The organism is Streptomyces sp. 13-12-16 (assembly GCF_002114215.1).
Lineage (GTDB): Bacteria > Actinomycetota > Actinomycetes > Streptomycetales > Streptomycetaceae > Streptomyces.
In genome coordinates, this window is the sequence record NZ_NCTE01001505.1 from 19,242 (window position 1) to 42,387 (window position 23,146).

General features: G+C 69.6%; 20 protein-coding genes and 10 pseudogenes. 12 read left to right on the top strand and 18 right to left on the bottom strand.

The features are described from left to right. The first annotated feature begins 3 nt into the window (after positions 1 to 3). The gene (locus B7767_RS49525; RefSeq protein ID WP_373408293.1) at positions 4 to 336 is read left to right on the top strand and encodes a hypothetical protein; all 333 of its coding nucleotides are present in this window, start codon (positions 4 to 6) and stop codon (positions 334 to 336) included. A gap of 22 nt (positions 337 to 358) precedes the next feature. Here the strand turns inward: B7767_RS49525 and B7767_RS49020 are convergent, their stop codons facing one another. From B7767_RS49020 to B7767_RS47180, 4 genes and pseudogenes are all read right to left on the bottom strand, one after another. Next, positions 359 to 964 carry a hypothetical protein gene (locus tag B7767_RS49020; protein WP_256923803.1) on the bottom strand — a complete coding sequence of 202 codons (606 nt, stop codon included), beginning with the start codon at positions 962 to 964 and terminating at the stop codon, positions 359 to 361. A 162-nt stretch (positions 965 to 1,126) separates the two neighbouring features. Further along, a pseudogene (locus tag B7767_RS49530) lies at positions 1,127 to 1,216 on the bottom strand (IS5/IS1182 family transposase); the annotation flags it as partial. Then, positions 1,210 to 1,621: pseudogene (locus tag B7767_RS49535) on the bottom strand (transposase); the annotation flags it as partial. The pseudogenes B7767_RS49530 and B7767_RS49535, both read right to left, overlap by 7 nt. Positions 1,622 to 1,791: 170 nt before the next feature. Beyond that, entirely contained in the window at positions 1,792 to 1,953 is a 162-nt protein-coding gene (locus B7767_RS47180; RefSeq protein WP_179167579.1) for a hypothetical protein, read from the bottom strand. A gap of 29 nt (positions 1,954 to 1,982) precedes the next feature. Between B7767_RS47180 and B7767_RS49540 the strand changes: the two are divergent. Beyond that, a pseudogene (locus B7767_RS49540) lies at positions 1,983 to 2,407 on the top strand (HAD family hydrolase); the annotation flags it as partial. A gap of 120 nt (positions 2,408 to 2,527) precedes the next feature. Here B7767_RS49540 and B7767_RS49025 read toward each other — a convergent pair. From B7767_RS49025 to B7767_RS44005, 8 genes and pseudogenes are all read right to left on the bottom strand, one after another. Further along, positions 2,528 to 2,814 (bottom strand): annotated as a pseudogene (locus B7767_RS49025) (hypothetical protein). Between the two features lie 147 nt (positions 2,815 to 2,961). Next, positions 2,962 to 4,020: a PHB depolymerase family esterase gene (locus tag B7767_RS43980; RefSeq protein ID WP_373408292.1), complete on the bottom strand. Its 1,059-nt coding sequence runs from the start codon at positions 4,018 to 4,020 to the stop codon at positions 2,962 to 2,964. A 91-nt stretch (positions 4,021 to 4,111) separates the two neighbouring features. Then, positions 4,112 to 4,876: pseudogene (locus B7767_RS49545) on the bottom strand (hypothetical protein); the annotation flags it as partial. A gap of 187 nt (positions 4,877 to 5,063) precedes the next feature. Then, positions 5,064 to 5,204, bottom strand: coding sequence for a hypothetical protein (locus tag B7767_RS47185; RefSeq protein ID WP_179167580.1), 141 nt, complete (start codon positions 5,202 to 5,204; stop codon positions 5,064 to 5,066). 51 nt (positions 5,205 to 5,255) lie between these two features. After that, positions 5,256 to 5,753 (bottom strand): transmembrane transport protein, encoded by a 498-nt coding sequence (locus B7767_RS43985; protein WP_085576652.1) that lies wholly within the window; start codon positions 5,751 to 5,753, stop codon positions 5,256 to 5,258. Continuing rightward, entirely contained in the window at positions 5,750 to 6,283 is a 534-nt protein-coding gene (locus tag B7767_RS43990; protein WP_085576653.1) for an RNA polymerase sigma factor, read from the bottom strand. The genes B7767_RS43985 and B7767_RS43990 overlap by 4 nt, the downstream gene beginning before the upstream one ends. A 370-nt stretch (positions 6,284 to 6,653) precedes the next feature. Then, positions 6,654 to 6,872 (bottom strand): hypothetical protein, encoded by a 219-nt coding sequence (locus B7767_RS46055; protein ID WP_085576654.1) that lies wholly within the window; start codon positions 6,870 to 6,872, stop codon positions 6,654 to 6,656. Between the two features lie 208 nt (positions 6,873 to 7,080). Further along, on the bottom strand, positions 7,081 to 7,608 hold the full coding sequence (locus B7767_RS44005) for a DinB family protein (protein WP_107486682.1): 528 nt from the start codon (positions 7,606 to 7,608) through the stop codon (positions 7,081 to 7,083). Positions 7,609 to 7,901: 293 nt separating this feature from the next. Between B7767_RS44005 and B7767_RS49030 the strand changes: the two are divergent. The 5 genes and pseudogenes from B7767_RS49030 to B7767_RS49040 form a co-directional block, all read left to right on the top strand. Further along, positions 7,902 to 8,612 (top strand): annotated as a pseudogene (locus B7767_RS49030) (ISL3 family transposase); the annotation flags it as partial. Between the two features lie 161 nt (positions 8,613 to 8,773). Then, entirely contained in the window at positions 8,774 to 9,577 is an 804-nt protein-coding gene (locus B7767_RS49035) for a transposase (protein WP_256923804.1), read from the top strand. A gap of 16 nt (positions 9,578 to 9,593) precedes the next feature. After that, positions 9,594 to 10,232, top strand: coding sequence for a DUF6461 domain-containing protein (locus B7767_RS44015; protein WP_085576656.1), 639 nt, complete (start codon positions 9,594 to 9,596; stop codon positions 10,230 to 10,232). Positions 10,233 to 10,322: 90 nt separating this feature from the next. Continuing rightward, positions 10,323 to 10,535: pseudogene (locus B7767_RS44020) on the top strand (hypothetical protein); the annotation flags it as partial. Between the two features lie 233 nt (positions 10,536 to 10,768). Next, complete coding sequence (locus tag B7767_RS49040) at positions 10,769 to 13,453, top strand: erythromycin esterase family protein (RefSeq protein ID WP_256923805.1); 2,685 nt, start codon at positions 10,769 to 10,771, stop codon at positions 13,451 to 13,453. Positions 13,454 to 13,709: 256 nt separating this feature from the next. Here B7767_RS49040 and B7767_RS44035 read toward each other — a convergent pair whose 3' ends face one another. Continuing rightward, entirely contained in the window at positions 13,710 to 14,063 is a 354-nt protein-coding gene (locus tag B7767_RS44035; protein WP_085576657.1) for a hypothetical protein, read from the bottom strand. A 609-nt stretch (positions 14,064 to 14,672) separates the two neighbouring features. On the opposite strand from B7767_RS44035, the gene B7767_RS44040 reads away from it, so the two are divergent. From B7767_RS44040 to B7767_RS47605, 3 genes are all read left to right on the top strand, one after another. Then, positions 14,673 to 15,314: a hypothetical protein gene (locus B7767_RS44040; protein ID WP_256923810.1), complete on the top strand. Its 642-nt coding sequence runs from the start codon at positions 14,673 to 14,675 to the stop codon at positions 15,312 to 15,314. Then, positions 15,298 to 16,160, top strand: a protein-coding gene (locus tag B7767_RS44045) for an IS5 family transposase (RefSeq protein ID WP_107486684.1) whose coding sequence is annotated in 2 segments (ribosomal slippage) — positions 15,298 to 15,654 and positions 15,657 to 16,160 — 861 coding nt in all. Because the reading frame shifts where the segments join, the coding sequence is not laid out codon by codon here. Before B7767_RS44040 ends, B7767_RS44045 begins: the two co-directional genes overlap by 17 nt. A gap of 199 nt (positions 16,161 to 16,359) precedes the next feature. Continuing rightward, positions 16,360 to 17,436, top strand: coding sequence for a hypothetical protein (locus B7767_RS47605; protein ID WP_218775880.1), 1,077 nt, complete (start codon positions 16,360 to 16,362; stop codon positions 17,434 to 17,436). A gap of 4 nt (positions 17,437 to 17,440) precedes the next feature. On the opposite strand, the gene B7767_RS44060 is transcribed toward B7767_RS47605, so the two are convergent. Continuing rightward, on the bottom strand, positions 17,441 to 17,719 hold the full coding sequence (locus B7767_RS44060; protein WP_256923806.1) for a hypothetical protein: 279 nt from the start codon (positions 17,717 to 17,719) through the stop codon (positions 17,441 to 17,443). On the opposite strand from B7767_RS44060, the pseudogene B7767_RS49550 reads away from it, so the two are divergent. Continuing rightward, a pseudogene (locus tag B7767_RS49550) lies at positions 17,652 to 18,608 on the top strand (ISL3 family transposase); the annotation flags it as partial. The gene B7767_RS44060 and the pseudogene B7767_RS49550 sit on opposite strands and share 68 nt — an antisense overlap. A 146-nt stretch (positions 18,609 to 18,754) precedes the next feature. Here B7767_RS49550 and B7767_RS44070 read toward each other — a convergent pair. The 3 genes and pseudogenes from B7767_RS44070 to B7767_RS44085 form a co-directional block, all read right to left on the bottom strand. After that, positions 18,755 to 19,496: pseudogene (locus B7767_RS44070) on the bottom strand (IS110 family transposase); the annotation flags it as partial. Positions 19,497 to 19,989: 493 nt separating this feature from the next. Beyond that, positions 19,990 to 20,559 (bottom strand): hypothetical protein, encoded by a 570-nt coding sequence (locus tag B7767_RS44075; RefSeq protein WP_085576662.1) that lies wholly within the window; start codon positions 20,557 to 20,559, stop codon positions 19,990 to 19,992. A 737-nt stretch (positions 20,560 to 21,296) separates the two neighbouring features. Continuing rightward, positions 21,297 to 21,923 (bottom strand): annotated as a pseudogene (locus B7767_RS44085) (IS5 family transposase); the annotation flags it as partial. A gap of 69 nt (positions 21,924 to 21,992) precedes the next feature. On the opposite strand from B7767_RS44085, the gene B7767_RS49050 reads away from it, so the two are divergent. Continuing rightward, entirely contained in the window at positions 21,993 to 22,127 is a 135-nt protein-coding gene (locus B7767_RS49050; RefSeq protein WP_256923808.1) for a hypothetical protein, read from the top strand. A 27-nt stretch (positions 22,128 to 22,154) separates the two neighbouring features. Here the strand turns inward: B7767_RS49050 and B7767_RS44090 are convergent. Beyond that, positions 22,155 to 23,146 (bottom strand): MFS transporter (locus B7767_RS44090; protein WP_085576664.1); only part of this gene is annotated, 992 nt, incomplete at its 5' end.

A 23,146-nucleotide genomic window follows, 5' to 3' on the forward strand; every position in this document is an offset into this window, starting at 1 on the left:
GACATGCCGTGGTCCGGCGGGACGAGGACGGTGACCGACGAGCAGGTCGCCGCGGTGGTGAAGCGGACGCTGGAGTCGGCGCCGAAGAACGCCACGCACTGGTCGACGCGTGCCGTGGCGAAGGAGATGGGCCTGTCGCAGTCGACCGTGTCACGGATGTCGAGCGGTGGTTCGCCGAGCTGGCCGACAAGCAGATACGACGCGGGGTCCACAAGAGCGTCCAGGCACTGGAGAAGGACATCCGCACCTGGATCGCCACGTGGAACACCGACCCCAAGCCCTACGTCCGGACCAAGACCGCGGACGAGATCCTCGAGCGCCTCGCCAACTATCTGAACGAAATTCCTGACTCGGAAGACTAGATCTCCCCGGCCGCCAGCTGCCAGGCCATGAACTCCTCGACTGCCCCGGGCGGATTGGCGGCCTCGGTGGCATGCACCTCCCAGCCGGGGCGGGCCATGTCGAAGACGACCACCGGCAGCGGCCGGCCGAGGACGCGTTCGATCACCCCGTCGGCGTGCAGATGCCGGGCCAGGTCGATCACTGCGTCGCAGAAGTGCGCGCGCAGCAGTTCGGCACGGGTGGCGACGTCCTCGTCGTCCAGCAGCCTGTCGAGGTCGAACTCGCCGTCGTACCAGGCGCCGAGACGCCGCACCTCCTCGACGTACACCTGGCTGCCGACCGGGTCCTCGGGGACGTTGCCGAGCGTCTCGAAGCCCTCGAGGAGCCAGTAGGCGTAGTTCCAGCGCACCTCGCCGTCGTCGTCCGGGTAGCGCTCCCGCTCGTACTGGCTCTCGGTGTTGTAACCGATGGCCACGTACGGGCGACGGTCGTCGTCGTCCACCCGCCAGATACGGAAGGACAGGGCGTAGATCTCGGGCCTCAGCTCGGCGGGAAAGCGTTTGAGGACGCCGACGGCCGCGGTCCGCAGATGGGCGAGGAAAGTCTCCGGTCGATCCGTCATCCGAAGAGCATCCCACCCGCTACGACCGGCGCCGCCACCCGGGCAGCCGCCCCCTGCCCCGACCGCCGGCGACCACGACCAGCAGGTGGAGAGGCTGTCTCATCGACCGCGGTGGGGGAGACGGACCGTGCCGCCTGCACCCGGGTGGCCCGCATCTGCTCAGCAGGCGATGCCGGCCTCGGCGAGCGCCTCGATGATGCGGTGTTCGCGCGCGGCCCGGACGTCGTGGACGGCGCCGGCCAAGGCTGGTGAAGGCCGCGGCGGACGGCGGTGATCAGGTCGTCGGGGTCGGCGAAGGCCCGGTCGGCTGTGGTGGTGCGTCGCAGCACGGGCCAGATGCCCTCGGCCGGGTTGAGGTCGGTTGCGTAGGACGGCAGTTGGAAGACGGTGAGCCAGTCGCGGTCGGTGGTGCAACGGCGCGTGTCGGCGGTGAGGTGGGTGTCTTAGGTTGTCCCGGACCAGCACGATCGGTCCGCCGAGTTGCTGGTGGGCGGTCTGGACGAGGTCGTGATAGTCCTTCCAGGAGAAGCTTCTGCGTCCGTCGGGCCGGGCATCGGGGCAGGGCCGGTAGTTCAGCCGGGAGGGTTCGCCGGCCTTGTGGCAGGCCAGGGCGGCGACGTCTTGCACGGTGCAGCTTTTGTGGAACCGGCGCCCGATGAGGGTCTTGATCCGTGACAGGGTCCAGGTCCGGTCCGGTCGGCCGTGTGCCACCGGACCCTTGAGCAGCTCACGCTCCAGCACGGCGAACAGGTCGTCGCTGAGCAGCGGCCATGATGCCGGCCCCTCGGGACCGGCCCGTTCACGGGTTCACTGTGCCCGTTGGGGCATCAGGGCTGGTCGACGCCGATCCAGTTGATGAAGAAGCCGTACTGCTGGGCGGCCTCGGGGGTGAGCTGCTTGCCGCCGCGCTTGGCGTCGTCGACCCAGCGCAGGTAGACGCGGAAGCTCTGGGCGGTGGGCTGTGGACGGAGCTGCCGCCCACCGCCCACAGCTGGCTGCCGCCCGTGGAGCTCGGTGACGTCGTGAGGGCTTGGACGAGGGCGACCTGTACGACGACATCCGCCCGGCACTGGCCGCGCTGCGTTTGCTGGGCGTGCGCGTGGTCATCCCGGGAACCGGAACCCGCGCACGGGGCGGCTGCTGCGTGGCCTGGACCTCCCGTGGGCCTGATCGTCACCTCGGGGGAGCGGGGGCGTCGCGAAGCCGCGGTCGGCCTTTCTCGGCCGGGTCATCGAGGCCGCGCAGGCGGCCGCGGACGCGACCCTGTACGTCGGCGACCACCCGGCCGACGACGTGTTCCCCGCGAAGGCGGCGGGGCTGCGTACGGCGCACCTTCGCCGCGGCCCGCGGGTGTATGTGTGGGCGGACGACCCGGAAGCCGTGATGGCTGCGGGTCGGTGGACCGGCAGCCTTACCCAGCTCACCGGCATCGTCGGCGCCTGACCGGCGTGAAACAGTCGAGTGCGGCCGGGGCCGGCGGGCGGGCGTCCTGTGCGGTCAGTGCGCGGGACTGTGTTCCCGCACCGCGGCGGCGCCGCGCTGTGTGTCCCCTTGGGTGTTCCTTCAGGAGAAGGCGACGGAGCGCAGGAGCAGACGGTCGGATGCGCTGGTACCCGGGGAAGGGTGTAGTAGGTGTCGCCTTCGCAGTCGGCGTTGAGGAAGACGGTGGTGGTGGCGTCCGTGAAGTTCTGCGGTGCCCTCGAGGCCGTACCGGGGGCGGAGCCAGGTGCGGGAGGGTTGATGCATTCGCCGCTGGCGGGGTCGTTCAGGAAGCCGACGGCTTCGTATCCCTCGGCGGTGGTGTAGGTGTAGCGGAACTGGCCGGTTGCCGCCGATGCTGAACCGGGCACGGCCAGGAGCAGGGCGAAGGCGCTGCAGGCAGCGCCGACGGCTGCCGTGAGGGAATGGCGGGCGGGCCGTTCAGGTGGCCTGCCGCCATGACGGGTGCGCAGCCGCAGGCGCCGGGGGCGGCGCTTGCGGCCATGACCGGCTCCGTGTCAGGGGCAGGCCCCGTCCGCGACGGTGTAGTAACCGGCAGGCGACTCCTTCAGGGTGTGGGTGATGAAGGTGTTGTACAGCCCCATGTTCTGGCGCGAACCCACCGCGTAGGTGTAGCCGCCGCTGGCCGTGGCCCGACCCGCCTGCACGTGGGCGTAGTTGCTGGCGGTCCAGCAGACGGCCGTGGCGCCGGTGGTCCTGGCCGTGACCGTGCCGGAGAGCTGCCCGGTCCTGCCGTCGGCGTCACGGGCGGCCACCGTGTAGGCGTGGGTGGATCCCGCGGTGAGCCCGGTGTCGGTGTATGACGTCGTATCGGATGTGGTGATCCGGGTGCCGTCGCGGTAGACGGCGTAGTCGGTAGCGCCGTCGACCGGGCTCCAGCGCAGGCTGACAGTGGTGTCGGTGGTGCCAGTGGTGGCCAGCCCGGTCGGAGCGGGCAGCGTGCCGGGCTGGGGCTCGGAGTCCTCCAGGCCGAAGAACCGCGTGATCCAGTAGCTTGAGCAGATCGAATCCAGGAAGTAGGCGGCGCTGGTGCTTCCGCACTGCTGGGCGCTGCCGCCCGGATCGACCGGGGTGCCGTGCCCGATGTCCGGGACGCGGTTCACCTCGACGGCCACCGAGCCGTTCCCGGACAGGTACTCCTCATGCCGTGTGGAGTTCGGGCCGATGACCGAGGTGCGGCTCGGGCTCTGGGAAAGGCTGTGCAGCGCGGTCCACTGGTCGCGCAGTTCGTCGGCGTTGCGGGACACGACGGTGGTGTCGCGGTCGCCGTGCCAGACGGCCACGCGCGGCCACGGACCGGACCACGAAGGGTGGGCCGCGCGGACCCGCTCGGCCCACTGGCCCGGAGTGAGGTCGGTTCCGGGGCTCATGCACGAGTAGGCGCTGCCGACGTCGTTGGCACAGCCGTAGGGCAGGCCGGCGACGACGGCGCCGGCCTGGAAGACGTCCGGGTAGGCCGCGAGCATCACCGAGGTCATGGCGCCGCCGGCGGACAGGCCGGTGACGTAGGTGCGCCGGGCGTCCGCGTCGTAGGCGGTGACGGTGTGTGCGGCCATCTGGCGGATGGAGGCCGCCTCCCCCCTGGCCTCTGCGGTTGTCGCTTGTCTGGAACCAGTTGAAGCACTTGTTGAGGTTGTTCGAGGAGGTGGTCTCCGCGAACACCACCAGGAACTTGTGCCGGTCGGCGAGTTCGGGCAGCCCGGAGTTGTCCGCGTAGCCCTGGGCGTTCTGCGTGCAGCCGTGCAGCGCGAACACCACCGCCGGGTTCACGGGCAGGGAAGCGGGCCGGTAGACGTACATGTTCAACTGGCCCGGATTGGTGCCGAAACCGGTGACCCGGGTCAGGCCGACCGCAGCCTGGGCGCTCGGCGCCGGGCCGCTCAGGGCCGCTGTGAGCACAAGGGCCACGACGGCCACCAGACGGGACAGCACAGCACGCCACACGCGGCCCACCGGCCGTGGCAACGGATCGGCGAGCAACGCGGAAGAGATGTGGGTCGGCGGGGCGACGGCTCCCCGCGACGGCGGCGACTGCATGGCGGCTCCTTCGGTGCTTGGGGGGAGAGACACTGGGCCGCTCCGCCGGCGTGGGGCGGCGAAGCGGTCCGGTGACCGGCACCGTAGGGGTGGTTCAACGCGCAACGGTATGGCGCGGGGCACCACCAACCTGCCCGGCATGGTGTTCGCACGGACGGGTTGTGCCGCCACGTCCCGTCTGCTAATCAGACGGGATGTGCCGCTGGCCGGGCGGGAGCGCCGGTGGCGGCACGGACGTCGTCGACACTCACCCGGGGCGAGTCCGGTCAGCCGCAGTGGAGCATGCGGGGTGTTGCCGTTAAAAATTGTGAAGAGCAAAGGTTCCTGAGCGGGCATCAGCCGCTCCATGGTCACCTCTCCCCAGTCGCGGGCCATGCTCCACCTGGAGAAGCGGAAAGCGGAGGGCCTGGAGGCCGACCAGTTCTTCCCCGCGATCCAGGCGGGTCAGCGCGCCCTTCGGCTTCGGATGATGCGGTCAATGCCCAGCCGTCGGCGGATAGGGAATTCTTGGGCGTGTGGCACCGAGGTCCCAGTGGTGGAACCTCGGCTCCGGGGCGCAAGCTCAGGTCAGGAGCAGGCCGACGCCGATCAGCAGGGCGGTACCGGCCAGGGCGGCGACGACCAGGACGGTGCGCTTGTTTGCACCGCGAAGACGCAGGGCGAGGGCCAGCTGGCCGATCGGAGCGGTCCTGTTGTTGTTCATGTCCGTCTCCCTGATGATCCGGGTAATCTGGGATTGGGTGAATTCGGTTGTTCAGGAGGCGTCCTGTCGCAGGGCATCCCGCAGTCGCAGTAGTTCGCGGCGGTGGTGCCGCGCCCGTACCAGGGTGAGCATCGCGGCGGCGGTGAAGACGACCCCGCCCGTGGCGGTGGCCACCAGGTCGGCGGTGCTGCCTCGGACGGCGGCCAGCGCCACCCCGGCCAGGGCGGTCACCACGGTCGCCGCCAGCGCGATCCGGGCGGACAGCACCCGGTCCCGGGCGAACAGCGGCCGACGTCTGCTCAGCACCCAGCCGGCGAAGACGGCCCAGGCCAGCCCGATGGCGATCAGTCCGGCGAAGACGGCCTGAGTATGCGGCGGCGGCGCATGTGGCTCGGTGGCCCACAGCACCGCGATCATGGCCGCGCCGCATCCTCCGGCCAGGCCCACTGCCACGTGGCGCAGCCGGGACCGCAGTGACACCTCCGTGGCCAGCACGCGCTCCAGTTGCTCGGGCACCGCCCGCTGCGCTGCGCGGTTCTGCTCGCTCATGCCTCGTATCCCTTCTCGGCAAGGTGGTTGCGCAGCATGCGCCGGGCGCGGTGCAGCCTGCTCTTGACCGTGCCGGCCGGTACGCCGAGCACCTCCGCGCAGGAAGCCAGCGGCAGATCCTGAAGGTGGAAGAGGATCAGCACCTCGCGCTCCAAGGGCGGCAGCACGGCAAGACCTGCCTCGATCTGCATCGTGGTGAGCACGCCGTTGAGCTCATCGTCGGCGACGACAGCCGTGGCTTCCTCCACGGCCGTCTCCGGCGCCTTGTACGTCTGCCGCAGATGGTCAGTGACCGTGCGCCGGGCGATGGTGAACAGCCAGGGGGCGAACCGCTCCGGCTGCCGCAGCCGCGGCAGGCCGCGCACCACGGCGACCCACGCCTCCTGAGCAAGATCGTCCGTGAGGTGCGAAGAGCCGACCATGCCCCGGACGTAACGCCACAGCGGGGGGTGCCACACGGCCACCAGCTCGCGGAACGCCTCCCGCTCCCCAAGCTGGCAGCGCACCACCAGCAACTCATCGTTGCCCACCACACCTCCCTGCCCTGCGCCGTCCGCCACACAGACAGTCGGCGTTCCGGGCGGAAAGGTTCACAGAATCCTGCGCATCCGGTCGAAAGAGGAATCTCACCTCTTGATCACGACTTCAGACAGGCCCCAGAGATCGTCTTCAAAGGTCGGATCCGGAGCAGGATTGAGGTGATGGTGACGGTGGCCCGGCAGGACTCGCGGGTCTTGTCGTCGCGGGTGGCCAGGCCACGCCAGTGCTTGAGGCGGTTGAAGCAGGGCTCGACGACGTTGCGGCGGCGGTGGACGGACCGGTCGGAGCCGGGTGGCCGGCCGCCGCGTGTGCCGCGGTTCAGCCGGCCGAGTCCGTCGCAGGCGAGGCGGACTTTCGTGCTCAGTCCACCGCGGGATCGGCCGAGGGCGTGATCACCCGCTTCGTCCCGGTCGACCGCTCCTTTTTACCGTCGGCGACGTGCTGATGGGCTCGCACGACGGTGGAGTCGACCGACACCAGCCACTGGATGTCCCCGGCCGCGTCCTTCTCGGCCTGGGCGGCCCGCAGCATGCGCGAGAAGGTGCCGTCCAGGGCCCGCTTGCGGAAACGCGTGCACAAGATCTGTCAGGAGCCGTACCGTTCCGGCGCATCGCGCCAGGACGAGATCAGGTCCGCAGCTCCCACACGATCCCGTTCAGCGGCGCGAGCATCCAGACCGGCACAGAGTCCTACCGCCTCGCCCGCACCAAAGCCCTGGCCGAGCAGGCCGCCGGTCGAGAGGGACTGCCGGGTGCTGGCGCGGTCCTTTCGACCGCGCCAGCACGTCTCACGCGCCGGTGACTCCGTCGACCTGCTCGCGGATGAGATCAGCGTGACCGTTGTGACGTGCGTATTCCTCGATCATGTGCACCAATATCCAGCGCAGGGAGACTCCCTGGTCGCCGACGTGACCCGCTTCCTGCTCGGACAGCTGGCCGGAGTCATCCAGCGATGCTTCAGCGATCAGCTCACGACCTCGGGCGACCTCCCCTTGCCAGGCAGCCATCGCCTCGTCGAGTCCTCGTTCCAGCTGAAGGGCGAAGCCGTCGAGGTTGCCCTCCCCGAAGACCGGCGACACGGTCAGACCTGCGAACACGCGCTGGAACCAGTTGCGCTCCACCTCGGCCATGTGCTGAACGAGACCGAGCAGCGTCATCGACGACGGTGACGCCGCAGGAAACCGTAATTGATCATCTTTCAGGCCCGAACACTTCAGGACGAGAGTCGCACGGTGAAAGTCCAGCCATGCTTCCAGCATGGTGCGCTCGTCGGCATGCGCGGGCGGGACCGGTCGTCCATCCGGTGTTGTATTCATGAGTACACCCTGGCAACGGCGGCCATGGACCACGACCGTCTTCGCTGGGGACGAACACGTGTCTCGCCCGTCTTCCACGGCGGGTCGGTGACATCAAAACTCGGCTCCGTCACAGATCTTGGGGAGCGGTCGCGGAGCGTGACCGGGGTGTTCGATTGCGAAGACTCGGGTCGAGGTGAGACGGCGTACGCCTCTCCATCTGGCAGACGAGCATGACGCTCCGTCAGGTATGTCTTGGTTCTGGCTGGAGCTGGTAGTGGCCGGGGACGGTGCTGGTTATGCAGGCCGACACAATGTTCTGGGACTCGCTGGTGTTCGACGGGATCGACGGCGTGGACGTCGATGCAGTGACCGTCGCCTTCGGCAGGGTCGACATCGTGGCGCGAGGCCGGGCGACCGGCGGGGTGTGTCCTGACTGCGGCCGTTCATCGAACCGGGTGCACGGCTCCTACCAGGGCAGACTGAAGGACCTGCCGCTCGCTGGGCAGAGCGTTGTGATCTGTCTGACCGTCCGGCGTTTCATCTGCGACGCGGCAGACTGTCCACGTCGCACATTCGCCGAACCGTTCGCGCGGCTGACCACCCCGCACGCACGCCTCACTTCGCGACTCGGCCATGCCCTGGAACGCGTTGGGCTTGCCCTCGCTGGACGGGCCGGTGCCAGGCTGACCGCCCGACTCGGTTTTCGCGCAGGAAGGATGACCTTGCTGCGCAAGGTCATGGCGCTGCCCGACCCGCAGCCCGGCACACCCCGCGTGCTGGGCGTGGACGACTTCGCGATCCGCCGTGGACGGACCTACTCCACCGCCTTGACCTGCGGCGAAACCCATCGAGTGGTCGACGTGCTCCCGACCCGCGACTCCGCTCCGCTGGCCGTGTGGCTGGCCAATCACCCAGGCGTGGAGATCATTTGTCGAGACCGAGCGGGCGCCTGCGCGGAGGGCGCTCGAATCGGCGCCCCCACCGCAGGCCGGGTGGCCGACCGATTTCATCTGTGGCAGGGCACCGGCCGGGCCGTGGAGACCTGCGTCGCGGCCCACCGTGAATGCCTGAATGCTTCAACACCACTGACAAAAATGGCCGTTGAGGCACCCAGCGACACCAAGGTACCCGCCGGCCCGGACCTGACGGCCGTCGGGCTCAGCGCAAGAAGGCCGCGCACGCCTTGGTCCACAACCTGCTCGCCCAGGGCCATTCCCGCCGGGGAATCGCCCGGCACCTGGGCTGGAGCCTCAACACCGTCCTGCGCTACGCACGTGCCGTCGACTGGCAGGACACCCTCCGCGAGAACCGGCCCCGGCCCACCAGGCTGGATCCTTGCAAGCCTTACTCGGAACGGCGGTTCGCCGCGGGATGTACGAGCGTCACCCGTCTGCACCACGAACTCCTCGCTGAGAACGCCCCAGTCACCTACCAGATGGTCCGCGCCCACATCACCACCCTGCGCGCCGCACCGGCAACAGCACCTCCTCCACCGCCGACGGTCCGGCAGGCCACCGGCTGGCTCACCCGCCACCCCGCGACCCTGAGCGAGGACGACCGCACCTATCTGAAGAACGTCCTGGCTCGTTGCCCGGAACTGGACGCCGCCGCCCGCCATGTCCGGGATTTCGGCGAGATCCTCACCGGCCGTCTCGGAACCAGGCTCCCCACCTGGATCGAGGCCGTCGAGGCCAGCCAACTGCCCGGCCTCACCGGCTTCGCACTTCACATGCTGGGAGACCTCGACGCCGTGACAGCCGGACTCACCCTGGAGTGGAGTTCCGGCAGTGTCGAAGGTGCTGTGAACCGCATCAAGAAGATCAAAAGGCGGCTCTACGGTCGAGCCGGATTCGAACTGCTCCGAAAGCCGATCCTGCTGCAATGGCTTCTACGGCCACCAGGCAGCATGAAACTGGCGTCTCGTCACGCCATACGCATGGCCCGGAACACACCAGCCCTGCAGGGCCGGCGAGCGATACCGAAGTGAACGACGGAGGCAAGTCATGAAGACAGAAGCAGGCATGGATTCGCTCCGCTGGGCGGTGGCCTGGATGTGTGTCACCTTTACCCGCGGCCTGAGCCCCAAGGAGGTCTTCACCCGCTACGGGGCCGACCCGGACCAGGCGCGACTGCTCGACTGGGACGCGGCCTTGGACCTGGTCTCGGGCGACTCCGACGATGGGATGGTCTCGCTGCTGCGGTCCGGGAGGATCGGTGACTGGGTCTTCTGTGTCGAGGAGGAGGGTGGCATCGGCTTCGGGGAGGAATCGCTCGCGGAGTTGTCCCGGGGCACTGAGACGTACAGCCTGTCGACGACCGATGGAATGGACGTCTTCCAGTACTGGCGTGACGGCGAGTGCGTCGAGTACTTCGAGCCTGGCGTGGAGCACACCCGGTCCGAACCACTCGGCCGCTGGTGGGACCGGGTGGAGGCGGCACTCGCCGTGCACGAGGGTGAGGGTGCCGGGATGGCGCCGGTAGTGGCCCTCGTACTCGACCACCTCGGCATCACTCTGGACGATGATGTCCTCGCCGGGCCCTGGCTCAGCCTGGCGCTCGCCGAGAACGCGCCGTCGACGCCACCGGGCGACACCTACGCGGGCGAGGGACCGGTCCCGCCAGGGGCTGTCGAGATCTTGTAAGGCCCTACGGCAGTCACCCTCCGCGTTCGCCCACCAAGATCTGTGACAGAGCCCGCTTCTCACCGACATCTCTCAGCCGTCTGATCGCCAAGTGCGTACCTGGTGGGCACCCGCCACCGCGCCAAGGGCACGACCTCCGAGGCGTCCTCCCGCCCGGACGCCGACACCTATGCGGCCCACGGCGGCTCCTTCTCCATCAGGGGGGAAGGCGCGGGTGTCATCGGTGCGGTGACGGCCTCGGACCTGCAACTCCAGTACCACCAGCGGATGGTGGAGGCCCCGGAGCACTTCCTGACCCGCCCGTGGGCACTGTCGGGCCGCCTCTTGGACCCTCACGGATCAACAGCCGTGCCGGGGCCAGCGCTCCGTGCCACCGAGCCGCCCCGGTAACGCGGAGCGGTCCTCGGCAGGCCACTCGGCTCTCGTCGGTACAGCGGGACGGGCTCCTCTGCCCGACCGTTGCCCCGCCTGCGGCGCTGCTCCGGCCGGGTGACTCCCGGAATGCGGTCCGATGCCCAGGCGGTGACGCTGACGTCATGGCATCTCCTCTGACAAGGCGACTCGCGGCCGCGTTACTCGTCTGGCTCACCGCCGTGCCCGGAACGGCCGCAGCCGCCCCGGCCGGCGGGGACACCGGGGCTGCGGACGGGTCACTCACGACCGTCGGCGACGCACTGCCGGCCCTCGAAAAGGCAGCCCGTCCGTTGCGCACCACCGAGCCCTCGGGGGGTTTCGAGGACCTGCGCCCCTTCGGGAAGGCGGTCGGTGACGCCGTGGTGGTCGGTATCGGCGAGGCCGCCCACGGCTCCCACGACTTCGTCACCTTCAGAGACCGGGCGTTCCGGTACCTGGTCGAGGAGAAGGGCTTCCGCTCCTTCGTCCTGGAGGCCAACTGGGGCGCCGGTGCGCGCCTCGACCACTACCTGCTCACCGGGCGCGGTGATCCCGTCCGGATCATGTCCGAGGAGTTCCAGAACGCTCACCTGCTGCTGCACAGCCAGGAGTACCTGGACATGATCCGCTGGATGCGCGCGTACAACGTCGCCCACCCCGACGACCCGGTCAGGTTCGCCGGCGACGACAGCAGTTACGCCGGCCCGGAGCTCTACGACCGGGTCGTCGACCACGTCCGGCGCGCCCACCCCGACCTGCTGCCCGAGGTCACCGGCCTGTACGAGGGGCTGCGCCCCACCCTGCCCGTCGACGCGTGGATGCGCGCCGCCGTGACCGCTCCCCTGGACGAGCGCCGTGCGAAGGCCGAACGCACCGGACGCGTCCTGGAACTGCTCGGCGCCCGTAAGCCCGCCGGGACAGACGAGGACCATGCCTGGGCGGTCCAGCACGCCACCGTGATCGACCAGGTGGCACGCCTGTACGCCTTCGATCTCGCGGATCCCCGAATCGCGCCGGAGGCCATGGCCTACCGTGACACCGTCATGGCGGAGAACACCCTGTGGTGGCACCGCCACACCGGCCACCGACTCGTGCTCGGCGGGCACAACAGCCACCTGTACACCAGGAGTTCCACCCCCACCCTGCCCGTCCCCCAGGGAGCGGTGCTCCGGCGGCGGCTGGGCGACGGGTACCTGACGGTGGGACTCTCCTTCGACCGGGGCGCCGTGCACGCCACCGCACAGGGCCTGCAGAACCCGGCCGACCGGGACGTCAGGCGGTTCGACGTGGAGCCCTCCGTGCCCGGCTCGGCCGAGCACGTCCTGGACCAGGTGAGCCACCGTGACTGGTACGCCGACCTGCGCACGGCACCGCCCGCCGCCCGCGCCCTGCTGGACGTCACCCGGCCCAAACGGGAGATCGGCACGGACTTCCCTCCCTCCGTCGACCAGGTCAACCTGCTGAGGTCGGCGGACCTGGTGGTGCACCTGCACGAGATCCGGCCGAGCCGGAGACTCGCCCGTGAAGCGGCCGGACAGCGGCCCCCCACATCGGCGACGTCCACCGACCTGCTGCCCGCCCTGGAGAAGGCAGCCCATCCGCTGCGCACCGTACAGCCCACCGGCCCCTTCGACGACCTGCACCCCCTGGGCGAGGCGGTGAGCGACGCCCGACTGGTCGGCGTCGGGCAGGCCGTCCACGGCTCCCACGACTTCCTCGCCCTCCAGCACCGGGTGTTCCGGTACCTGGTCGAGGAGAAGGGCTTCCGGGCCCTCATCCTCGAAGCCCCCTTCAGCGCGGGCCTCCGTCTGGACGACTACCTGCTCACCGGCCGCGGCGACCCCGCCCGGATCATGTCCGAGGAGTTCCAGAACGCCTACCTCTTCATGCGAACCCGCGAGGTTCTCGGCCTGATCCACTGGATGCGCGCGTACAACATCGCCCACCCTCACGACCCGGTCAGGTTCGCCGGCAACGACAGCAGTTACGCGGGCCCGGAGCTGTACGACCGGGTCGTCGACCACGTCCGGCGCGCCCACCCCGACCTGCTGCCCGCCGTCACCGAGCTGTACGAGGGGCTGCGCCCCACCCTGCCCGCCGGCGAGCACATGACGGCCTCCTTCGAGGCACCCCTGGCCGTGCGGCGGGAGAAGGCCGAACGCACCGGCCGCGTCCTGGAACTGCTGCGCGCCCGGAGCTTCGCCGGGCGCACCGTGGCTGGGGACGACCACGTCCGGGCGGTGCGGAACGCGGAGATCATCCACCAGGTCGCACGCCAGGACGCCTTCGACTACGACGACCCGGCCGACGAACGCGAGGGCTTGGCCTACCGCGACACCGTGATGGCGGACAACACCCTCTGGTGGCTCCGGCAGACCGGCGCCCGGGCGGTGCTGGCCGCCCACAACGGCCACGTATACCTACAGGGCTACGACCCGGACTACCCGGTCATCCAGGGCGGCCTGCTCCGCCGCGCGCTCGGGGACGCCTACCGGGCCGTGGGCCTGGCCTTCGACCACGGCTCCTTCCACGCCACCGACGCCGGCGTCTCCAACCCCCGTGACGAGGACGTGAAGGTGTTCCGCTCGGGGCCCTCCGTGGCCGATTCGGTCGAGCACACCCTGGACCGGGTGAGCCACCGGGACTGGTACCTCGACCTGCGCACCGCGCCGTCCGTGGTCCGCGCCTGGCTGGACGTCACCCGGCCCAAACGGGAGATCGGCACGCACTGGCCCCGGGACCCGGACCCGGTCAACCTGCTGAGGTCCGCGGACGTGGTGGTGCACCTGCATGAGATCCGGCCGTTCCGTCCGCTCCCGCAGAGCTGAGCTCCGCAGGCCGGGCGGACGGGACCGGACCGGCGGCTCCGCGCGCCCTGGACGCGGCCGCTGGACGCGTTCTCCGGCGCGGCACCGTACCGGTCGTCCAGTCGTTCCCGTGCCGGACGATCCCGGGCTGTCCGGACGAGAAGTGCCGCAGGCCGCAGGCCGCAGGCCGCAGGCCGCAGGGTGGCGAGTACTCCTCATCACCGCGCGTGTCGCGACCGGCCGGCCGGCCCGGACGGACCGGGCCGGCCGTCAGTGGTTACCTGACGTGGAAACCGTAGACATGGTAGGTGTCGGCGCCGGTGAAGGGGGCTAACGTGTGGGGCGGGAGCACTTCGACGTCCCATCCCAAGTTCGTCCTCCAGAAGACGACCACGTCGTGGGCGCCCGAGTAGAAGGAAGTGACACCGTCCTGTCCGAGCGGGACGTCGCCGGGACCGGTCCAGCACCGGGCGTGCTCCGTGCCGTTCTCCAGGTACGTCACCCTCACGGAATCCGTGCCGGTGCCGCAGTCGATCTCCTCGGTGGCGAAAGCGGGGGCTGCCGGGAGCGCGACGCTCACCGCGACGGCCGCTATTGCACCCAGCGCCAGTTTCTTGGATCGGCTCTTCATGGAGTCGTGGTTCCTTCCGGTCAGAGCTCCGGTGGGATGGAGCTTTACATGAACCATCAACCATTAACCGGCTTTGTTTCAACGCCTCGGTGGAATCTCCTCGCGAACCGGCCGACGGCGTTGTCCACGCGCGCCCCGGCCCGAGACACCGGGCGTCCTGGAGGAACGGGGCGCTCCGGACGAGTCGGGGAGGGGTGCACAGGCTCCGTGGGAAAGGCGCGCGTGGAGGAGGAAAGCCCTGCGGTTCCGGGGCGGACCACCGCTGTTGGGCCTCGTTCGGGACGAGGGTGGTTGGCTATGCAGGCGAGAACCGGCTCTGGTCCACTTCTTGTGGTCACGTACGCGGCGTGACGGCTGGTCGTCGTTCGGTGGTGGTTGACATCGCCCGAAAATCGACCTGCCAGAGAGGGGACAACGTCGACAGTTCCGCGCCGTGAACAACGTGCGGCCGCAGCTGGAAGAGCTGCTGTTCGGGTCGGTGGAGAACATGGCGGTGGAGTCGGTCGACGTGGCTGATGCTGTCGTAAGAGTGGAGGCCCCCGGTCCACGGCCAGGCGGGCGGCCTGTCCGGGGTGTGGGTGCTGGTCAGGGCGAGTACACGGCTCTTACCTGCGGTTTCCCCGAGATCTGCCCACGTCGGGCAAGCTCGTCGTGATGTCGTCGCGGGTGCGCCGGTTCGTCTGTGCGGAACGTTCCTGCCCGCGCAGGACGTTTGCCGAGCAGGCACCCGGCCTCACCCGTCGATCCGGTCGCCGGACAGGGCAGCTGCGATCGACGCTCGTCTCGATCGGTCTCGCGCTTGCGGGGCGGGCCGGCGCTCGAATGTCGGACGCCTGCGGGGTCCGAGTCAGCCGGAACATCCTGCTGAGGCTGGTCACCTCGCTGCCAGACCCGCCCACCACCGTTCCCCGCATGCTCGGCGTCGACGAGTCCGCCCAGCGCAAGGGCCGGATCTACGGAACCGTACCTGTCGACGTCGAGACACGGCGCCCTGTGGACCTCCTGTCGGACCGGGAAGCGAACACCCTCGCGACCTGGCTGTCCGAGCGGCCCGGGATCGAGATCATCTGCCGGGACCGCGCTCTCTTCTACACCGAGGGGCCACCCGCGGCGCCCCGCAAGCACTCCAGGTCGCCGACCGATGGCATCTCTGGCACAACCTCGGCGAAGTCGTCGGGAAGTGCGTCTACTAGGGTCCGTCTTCAAAGATCATCAGATCGTGGATCATGGTGGGGTGGTACGTCGTCATGAACTCACTGACCAGGAGTGGGAGTTGCTCGCTCCGCTGATACCGAGGGCCGCGACGGGCCGGCCGCGGGTGTCGGACCGGCAGGTCATCAACGGGATGGTCTACAAGATCCGCACCGGGATCTCGTGGCGTGACCTGCCCGAACGCTACGGGCCTTGGCAGACGGTCTACCCCCGCTTCCGCCGCTACGCGATCGACGGGGTGTTCACCCGGGCCCTGCAGCAGATCCAGGCCCGGGCCGACGCCGCCGGTGACATCGACTGGCTGGTCCAGATCGACTCCACCATCGTCCGCGCCCACCAGCACGCCGCCGCCACCGGCCGAAAAGGGGGAATCAGCGGCCGGACGAACCGGACGATCACGCCCTCGGCCGATCCCGGGGCGGACTGACCACGAAGGTCCACCTCGCCTGCGACGGCAAGGGCCGTCCTCTGGCTCTCCTCGTCACGCCGGGCCAGCGCCATGACAGTGTCTGCGCACGCATCCTGCTCGAACGCATCCGCGTTCCCCGCAGCAGCCTCGGCCGGCCACGCTGCCGACCCGACCAGGTCATCGCGGACAAGGCCTACAGCTCCCGCGGTTTCCGCGCCTACCTGCGGCGACGCGGCATCGCGCACACCATTCCCGAGAAGGCCGACCAGCGGCGGCACCGACTGCGGCGCGGGAGCCGCGGCGGTCGACCGCCAGGGTTCGACCGGGAGACTTACCGCCGGCGCAACCTCGTCGAGCGCTGCTTCAACCGGCTCAAGGGCTTCCGCGGCATCGCGACCAGATACGACAAGACCGCCACCTCATACGAGGCAGCGGTCAGTCTCGCGTCGCTCCTGCTCTGGGCAAGATCCGTTTGAAGACGGACCCTAACACCGCGCCTGCCTGCGGCCCGCATCTGAGTCATCGGAAGAGCCAGACCAGACGCCGGAGTCACCCACGTCCTCGCCCTGGCCAACGGGCCACCGGTTCGCCGAACGCACCCGTGCCAAGCACACCACCGTCCACGCCCTGCTGGTCGCCGGTCGCAGCAAGCGAGCCATCGCCCAGCAGCTCGGCATGGGCCTCAACACCGTCCTCCGATTCTCCCGCGCCACCGAACCGGAGCAACTGTTCACCGGCCAGTGGCAAAGCTGCCCCACCAAGCTCGACGCCTACAAGCCCTACCTCGACCAGCGATGGCAGGAAGGCTGCACCAACGCCTGGAAACTACGGGAGGAGATCAAGGCACAGGGCTCCCCGGACGGCTACGGCAACGTCCGCGCCTACGTCAGCCGGAACCTACGCGGCAAGCCCAAACCGGTCGGCCCCCGACCGTCATCCGCCCACGCCGTCACCCGCTGGATCCTCACCCACCCCGATGCCCTGGCCGAGAGCGACCGGCTCCAGCTCGAGGCCGTGTCGGCCAACTGCCCCGAACTGGACGCACTCGCCGAGCACGTGCGCTTCTTCGCCTGCATGCCCACCCAGCTGCAAGGCCACCAACTGCCGACATGGATCGAAGCGGCAACCGCCGCCGACCTGCCCAGCCTCCAGCGCTTCGCCGGCACCTGGAGCGCGGCCTCGACGCCGTCACTGCCGGACTCTCGCAGCCGTGGAACTCCAGGGTCGTCGAAGGCCATGTCAACCGGATCAAGATGCTCAAGCGCCAGATGCCCGGCCGCGCAGGCTTCGAACTCCTCCGCAAGCGCGTCCTGCTCCACTCCTGAGTTTGCCGTTCAGTCTTCGGCGCCAGGCGAAGACAGTTCGTCATCGGCGGCGAGGGTGACTTGGGCGGTCCATGACCAAGGCTCCCGGGGCGGATCCCAGCTCACCTCGACGTCGGTGTCATGGAAGGCGCGCACGAGTTCCGTCACCATCACCGCCGCCGCGGCCCGCGCGTCTTGCGGGTCGGTGTTGATCGGCACGCCCAGCCGCCCGCAGAGCATTCCGCTTTCGGTGAGGAAGCTGGTGCGCCAGCCCTCCGGCGTCGCCAACAGAACGATCCCCTTCGGGATGCCCCAGGCAGGCCGCTGCTTCTCCTTCTTGCGTCCCACCACGCCGCTATTCAACATCGTCGAGTCCATTGGTGATGAGCGTGGGTGGAGGATCAACCGCCGCGACGCGGTTCGGTGCCTGCCTCGCACGGCAAGCTGAACCTTCAGGACGGATCGTCGATGAGCCCAAAGCCCTCCGGGAACCCCTCCAGGAACTCACGTCGAGCGGGGTCGGCCTCGGCAGCTGTCATCTCCCCGAGCAGGGCGATCAGCTCCTGTTGCTGATCACCAGGCAGCGTGCTGACCACGTGGGCGACCCCCTCCGTCACCTTGACCGCGTCGTCCTGATCCATCTGCTCGTTTTCGCTGCCGTCGATGAACCACAGGACATCGACCAAAACCTCGACCAAGACACGAGTCAGGGACGGATACGAAGACGTCACGGCGGTCTCCCAGCAGATCAACGGCAGAGTCCGGTCATCCCACCACGCACCACTGACATCACGATCCGCGAACCTCCACGGAAAGTGGACCAGAGCCTTGTTCGGCTCTGATCCACTTCTTGTGAGGCGGCGACACGGCGTCACAACCGGCTGGAAGGAAGCCCGTTGGTGTGATTGCAGCGTGTTCTCGACGTTCTCCACGGTCTTCGCCCATCTGTCCTCCGTGGTGGTCGACGAGATCAGAGCAGATGGCGGTGGGATAGCCCTCACGGCACGGACGGTGACGCGCGAGGCGGCCTGCCCGGGCTGCGGCGCCGTGTCCGTCCGTGTCCATGGTGGCCACCGACGGCGCCTTGCCGACCTCTCGGCGGCCGGGCGGCAGGTCCTGATCGACCTGCTGGTGCGACGGTTCCTTTGCCCGGCGGCTGCGTGCGGTCGCCGCACGTTCGTCGAGCAAGTGGACGGGCTCACCGAGCGATTCGCGCGGCGCACGCCGCTCCTGCGTCGCTCGCTGGAAAAGATCGCGCCGGCGCTCGCTGGACGTCCTGGCGCCCGGCTGGCCGCGCATCTGTCCATCCCGACGAGTGCGAACTCCCTGCTCAGACTGGTGCGCAGGCTTCCGGACAAGCATGTCGGCGTCGCGCCCCGTGTGCTGGGCGTCGATGATTTCGCCCTGAAGAAGGGGCACGTCCATGGAACGATCACCTTGGACATGGAGACCGGGGAGCGCGTCGACGTCCTGCCTGACCGCACCGCGGAGACCCTCACCGCGTGGCTGCGCGCACACCCCGGAGCGGAGATCGCCTGCCGGGACCGGGCCAGTGCCTACGCCGAGGCCGTACGCACCGCCCGCCCCGACGCGATCCAGGTCGCGGACCGCTTCCATTTGTGGAAGAACCGGTGCGAAGCCGTCGAGAAATACGTTGTCACGCACCGCAGTTGCCTCGCCGAGCCTACCGAGGACGCGCCCGCTGACACCACTGCCGAGCAGGAGGTGTCGGGGCGGCCGGAGGGGATGCGCGTGACCCGGCGCCGCGAGCCGGCCAGGCTCGGGACGATCAGCGCGGCCGCCCCCGTGCCCGGAACGATGACGGTCTCCTCGTCCAGCGCAGCGAAGATGTCCTCGACCAGCCGCTCGGCCATCCGCGGGGCCTTCGGCCGTAACAGGGTGACCAGCCGCCGCCGTCCGGCCTTGCGGATCCGGGCCGGGGACCCGAACCGTTCCAGCAGGGTGAGGACGGCCGGGTGCTGCAACCGCGGCCCCAACACCCGCTCCAGCGACGGATGGATCTGCGTCAGCAGGCCATGGAGCCGGTGGCAACGCGGGGCGCTTCCCCGGCCAGGTCGTCGTCGAAGCCGACGATCATCTCCAGCTCGGCGATCGTCTCGTCCTCGCCGTCGATCCCCCGCAGCGTGTGGGGCATCGCGCGGGCGGCGTCGGCGATGATGAACGCGTCCTTCGCGTCGGTCTTGGCCTCACCCGGACAGAGGTCGGCGATCCGCCGCATCGCCAGGCCGGCAGATAGGCGACCGGGCAGCCCATGTCGCGGGCGACCGCCAGTGGCAGAGCTCCGATCGAGGGCGGCTGGTCGACCACGACCAGTACCGTCCCGTGCTTGGCCTGCAACTTGGCGAACAGCTCACGGAGCTTGGACTCGGTGTTGGGCAGGCGCTTGTCGAACGCCTTCTTCCCAGCCGGTGTGACGGCGGTGGCGTGGTGTTCGCCTTTGCCGACGTCCAGGCCGGGGAAGACGTCGATGTCGCCGGTGTCGATCACGTTCAGGCCCCTCCGTCACGCTTTCATCCGGCCTTGCCTCGGCACCGAGCTGCCACATCCAGGTTACGGAGAGCTCTTCCGGGTGCGCTGGCCTGTGTGGTTGGGGTTGTGGGCGGTTCGTGGCCGGGCGCGGCTGCTCTTACGGCGGGGCAGTGGTGTGTGACCTCTCCAGGTCTTGTCCGCCACCGCCCGCCCCGATGGGGTCGGCGGCTGCCTCGTCGGCACCGGCCTGTCCCTCGCCGTGCACTCGTCAGAAGACTCCGAAGAAGCGGTGCCACCAGGTGGGTCACCGAACATGCCGAGGCAGCTGGCTCGGCCCGGTGCGGTCGCACTCCAGTAGCTCCTCGGGCACGATCACGTACGGGACACCCCCACGTATCGGCCGTCACGGGGCAGTCCTGCTCCCCGCACCCACGGGGGATGGTCCCTTGACCGAGGACGGCATGCCGATGTCGGTTTCGGGCAGTGAGGCCTCACTGCTGGTTGAGCCTTCTCACGGGATGAGCGGAGCCTTGGAGCGGGCGTGCTCCCACATGCCGTGGAGCTGTTCCAAGGGCCGCTGCTGTTCGCCGTGGAGGGCGTTGAGGACGAGGAGGCATCCGGTGAAGGCCGGCACCGCCCACTGTGCGCAGGCGAGCTGGCGCTGTGCCTTCTCCATGTCGATGGGGTGCTGGTCCGCCTTCTGGCTGTCCTCGGGATCGGAGGAGGAGGCCAGCTCGACCTTCTTGCCGAGGACGCGGGCGTAGGCGGTGGCGGCCAGGGCAGCCGCCGTGACGACCGTCTTGGCGGTGGTGGAGGCGCCCACGCCGTGCTGGGTTCTGACCCGGTGGGCGTTCACGGCGAGCAGGCCGCCACCGCCGAACAGGTGCGCGCCGATGGCGGCGGCGTTGACCGGTACCCACTTCGCCCAGCCGACCGAAGCGATCCGGGCCCTGGCGGCGACCGTGGGGCCCTCGTGCTCCGCCGCTCCGTTCAGCCCGACCGCACCCATCAGGGAGCCGCCGAACCAGGCGGCCAGTCCCACGTCGTGCAGGCTGCGGATGAGGGTGTTGCGTCCGGACATGAATGTGCTCCTCCAGGTAGGCGGGCGGCGGGGGCCGACGACGAGGTGTCGCGCGCTTCTCCACCCTCGCCGAGCCGCGCCGTCACCGCCATCACAGCTGACCCGGATGATTTCCTCTGACAGGTAGCGGCAATCCGCGAGGCTCGTTGTCTTGAGCAACCGGCAACGGGTCGTTCCGGGTGATACCACTGATGGCCCGCCGCGGCGAGTGCGGGCACCTGGTGGTGCTGCCGGATTCGGACTCACGCCTCCCGCACCGGCGACCAGTACCACCGGCAGCCCGGAGCCGTGGACCGCGTACGTCGTCGCGTCGCTCATCGGACCATCCTCTGCAGCGCGTCTCCGTCCACGCCGAGCGGCCGGTGTCCAGGCCGCGCAGCGCCACATGGGCACAGAAGAAGGACGCCCGGGACAGGATGTGCCACCGCATGCCGGTGGGCACCTCGCCATCCGCCGCCCGGCCACCGTGGTCTGCTCAGCGCCCCTGAGGGCGGCGCGTACCTGTGGTGCGTACGTGCTGCCCCCGCACGCGTCGTGACGCTGAGATGGCCCGGACGGGCGGCCGTAGGAGGATCGCTTCGGCGGCGTGCCGTGTCAGCAACGGAGACGCTCCCTGCCGACGGGCCGCACGATGACCTCGTGAACCGACGGATTGCCCGGCGCCGCAAGCGGCCGGAGCGCCCAGGCCGTTCCCTCTCCTGGGTGGTGTCGCACGGGTGGAAGGATAAGACCGTGTCCTACGTGGTGAGGCGGATGAGTCGCTTGTAGCGGCACAGGGCGGCGGCGAGTCCGAGAAAGGCCAGGTAGTTGCGGGGATCGCGTTCGTAGCGAGGGCTCAAGCGGCGGTAGCCGGACAGCCACGACATCGCCCGCTCGATGACCCAGTGGCGCCGCCCTAATCGCTCGCTGGACTCGATGCCTTTACGGGCGATGTGTACGCCGATCCGCTTCCCGCGCAGCCATCTGCGCAGGTCAGCCCGGTCGTAGGCTTTGTCCGCATGCAGGCGTTGCGGCTTGAAGTACCGGCCGTTGTGGGGGTCGTGTCTCGTTTGGTGACCCTCCACCATCGGCTTCAGCCCTTCGCTGTCGTGGGTGTTACCCGCGGAGACGCCGACGAGAAGGGGCAGTCCGTTCGCGTCCGACAGGACGTGCATCTTGGAACCCGGCCTGCCCCGGTCCACGGGGCTCGGACCTGTGTGTTCGCCCCTTTTTTTAGCCCTCACGTGGGCGGTGTCGAGCGCGACGCGGGTGACGTCGATGAGGCCGGCGTCGTCGAGTCGGTGCAGCACCGCCTCGTGAAGCCGACCCCAGAGGCCAGCTCTGGACCAGATGAGGAAGCGGCGGTGGGCGGTCGACTTCGAGACCGCCTTCGAGGTGCCTCCCGCGCTCATCGACGAACGAGTCCCGTTCTCGTAGGCAAAGCCATCTCAGCGATGCGCGAACATCCCGCCGAGCACGAGGCGCTGATCACCAGGCTCCGCGCCAACGATGTCCGGGGCTTCTCCGACATCCTCCGTTCCCGCGTCGGCGACATGTACGGATCCGACGTGCGCCACCTCCACTTCTGAAGCCGACACCCGCTCGACGGCCGACCTTCAGGAGGTGCCCTGCGGAGAGCGGACGGAGGGGGCGCCCTTGCCGAAGGCGCGCATGGCGAAGGCGCCGGCCAGGGGGCCGGGGGCGAGGAGGAGGAAGGCGTACTCCCAGCCGACGGCCCCGGCCAGGAGGGGGGTGAGCTGGATGCTGACGACGGTGAGGGCGAAGCCGATCGCGGTCTGGCCGGTGAGCGCCGTCCCGATGTAGCGGTGGTCGGCGACCTCGCTCAGTGAGGTGGAGAACACCCCCGAGTCGGCGATCACGGCGGCGCCCCACAGCGCGCAGAAGGCGAACAGCAGCGGCGGCGGAGCGTGGAAGAGGAGCGGGGAGAGCAGGCAGCACAGGCCGCTGAGGAGGAGTGCCGTCAGGGCGGCGGGCGGGCGGCCGAAGCGGTCCGCGCCCCAGCCACCGAGCAGGCAGCCGGCCGCGCCGCCGAGTCCCATGGCGAGGAACACCGTGGTCTCCACCGAGCCCGGGAGTCCTCCCGCGGCGGGGGCCGCCAGCAGGAAGGACGGGATCCAGGTCCACAGGGCGTAGAGCTCCCACATGTGCCCGAAGTAACCGAGGTTGGCCAGGCGCGGCCCGCGTTCGGTGAACATGGACAGCGCGTATCGGGGGTTGCGGGCGGGTGCGGCCGACGCCGCGTAGGGGCCGGGCCGGACCAGGACCAGGGCGATGACGGAGCCGGCGAGTCCGGCCGCCGCTGCGGCGAGCAGGACACCGCGCCAGGGCAGCGACCCCAGCCCGGCGATGAGGTGGGGAAGCGTGGAGCCGAGGGTGAGGGCGGCGATGAGGACGCCCATGGTCCTGCCCCGTCCGGCGCTGCCGGCCCAGGAGGCCATGAGCTTCATGCCGGTGGGGTAGACCCCGGCCAGGAACACCCCGGTCATGAAGCGCAGCGGGACGGCGACGGCCGGCCCGTCGGCGACCAGGGCCAGCGCCGCGGTGCAGGCGGCGGCCGCCGCGGCACCGGCGGCGAGCAGGCGCTGGG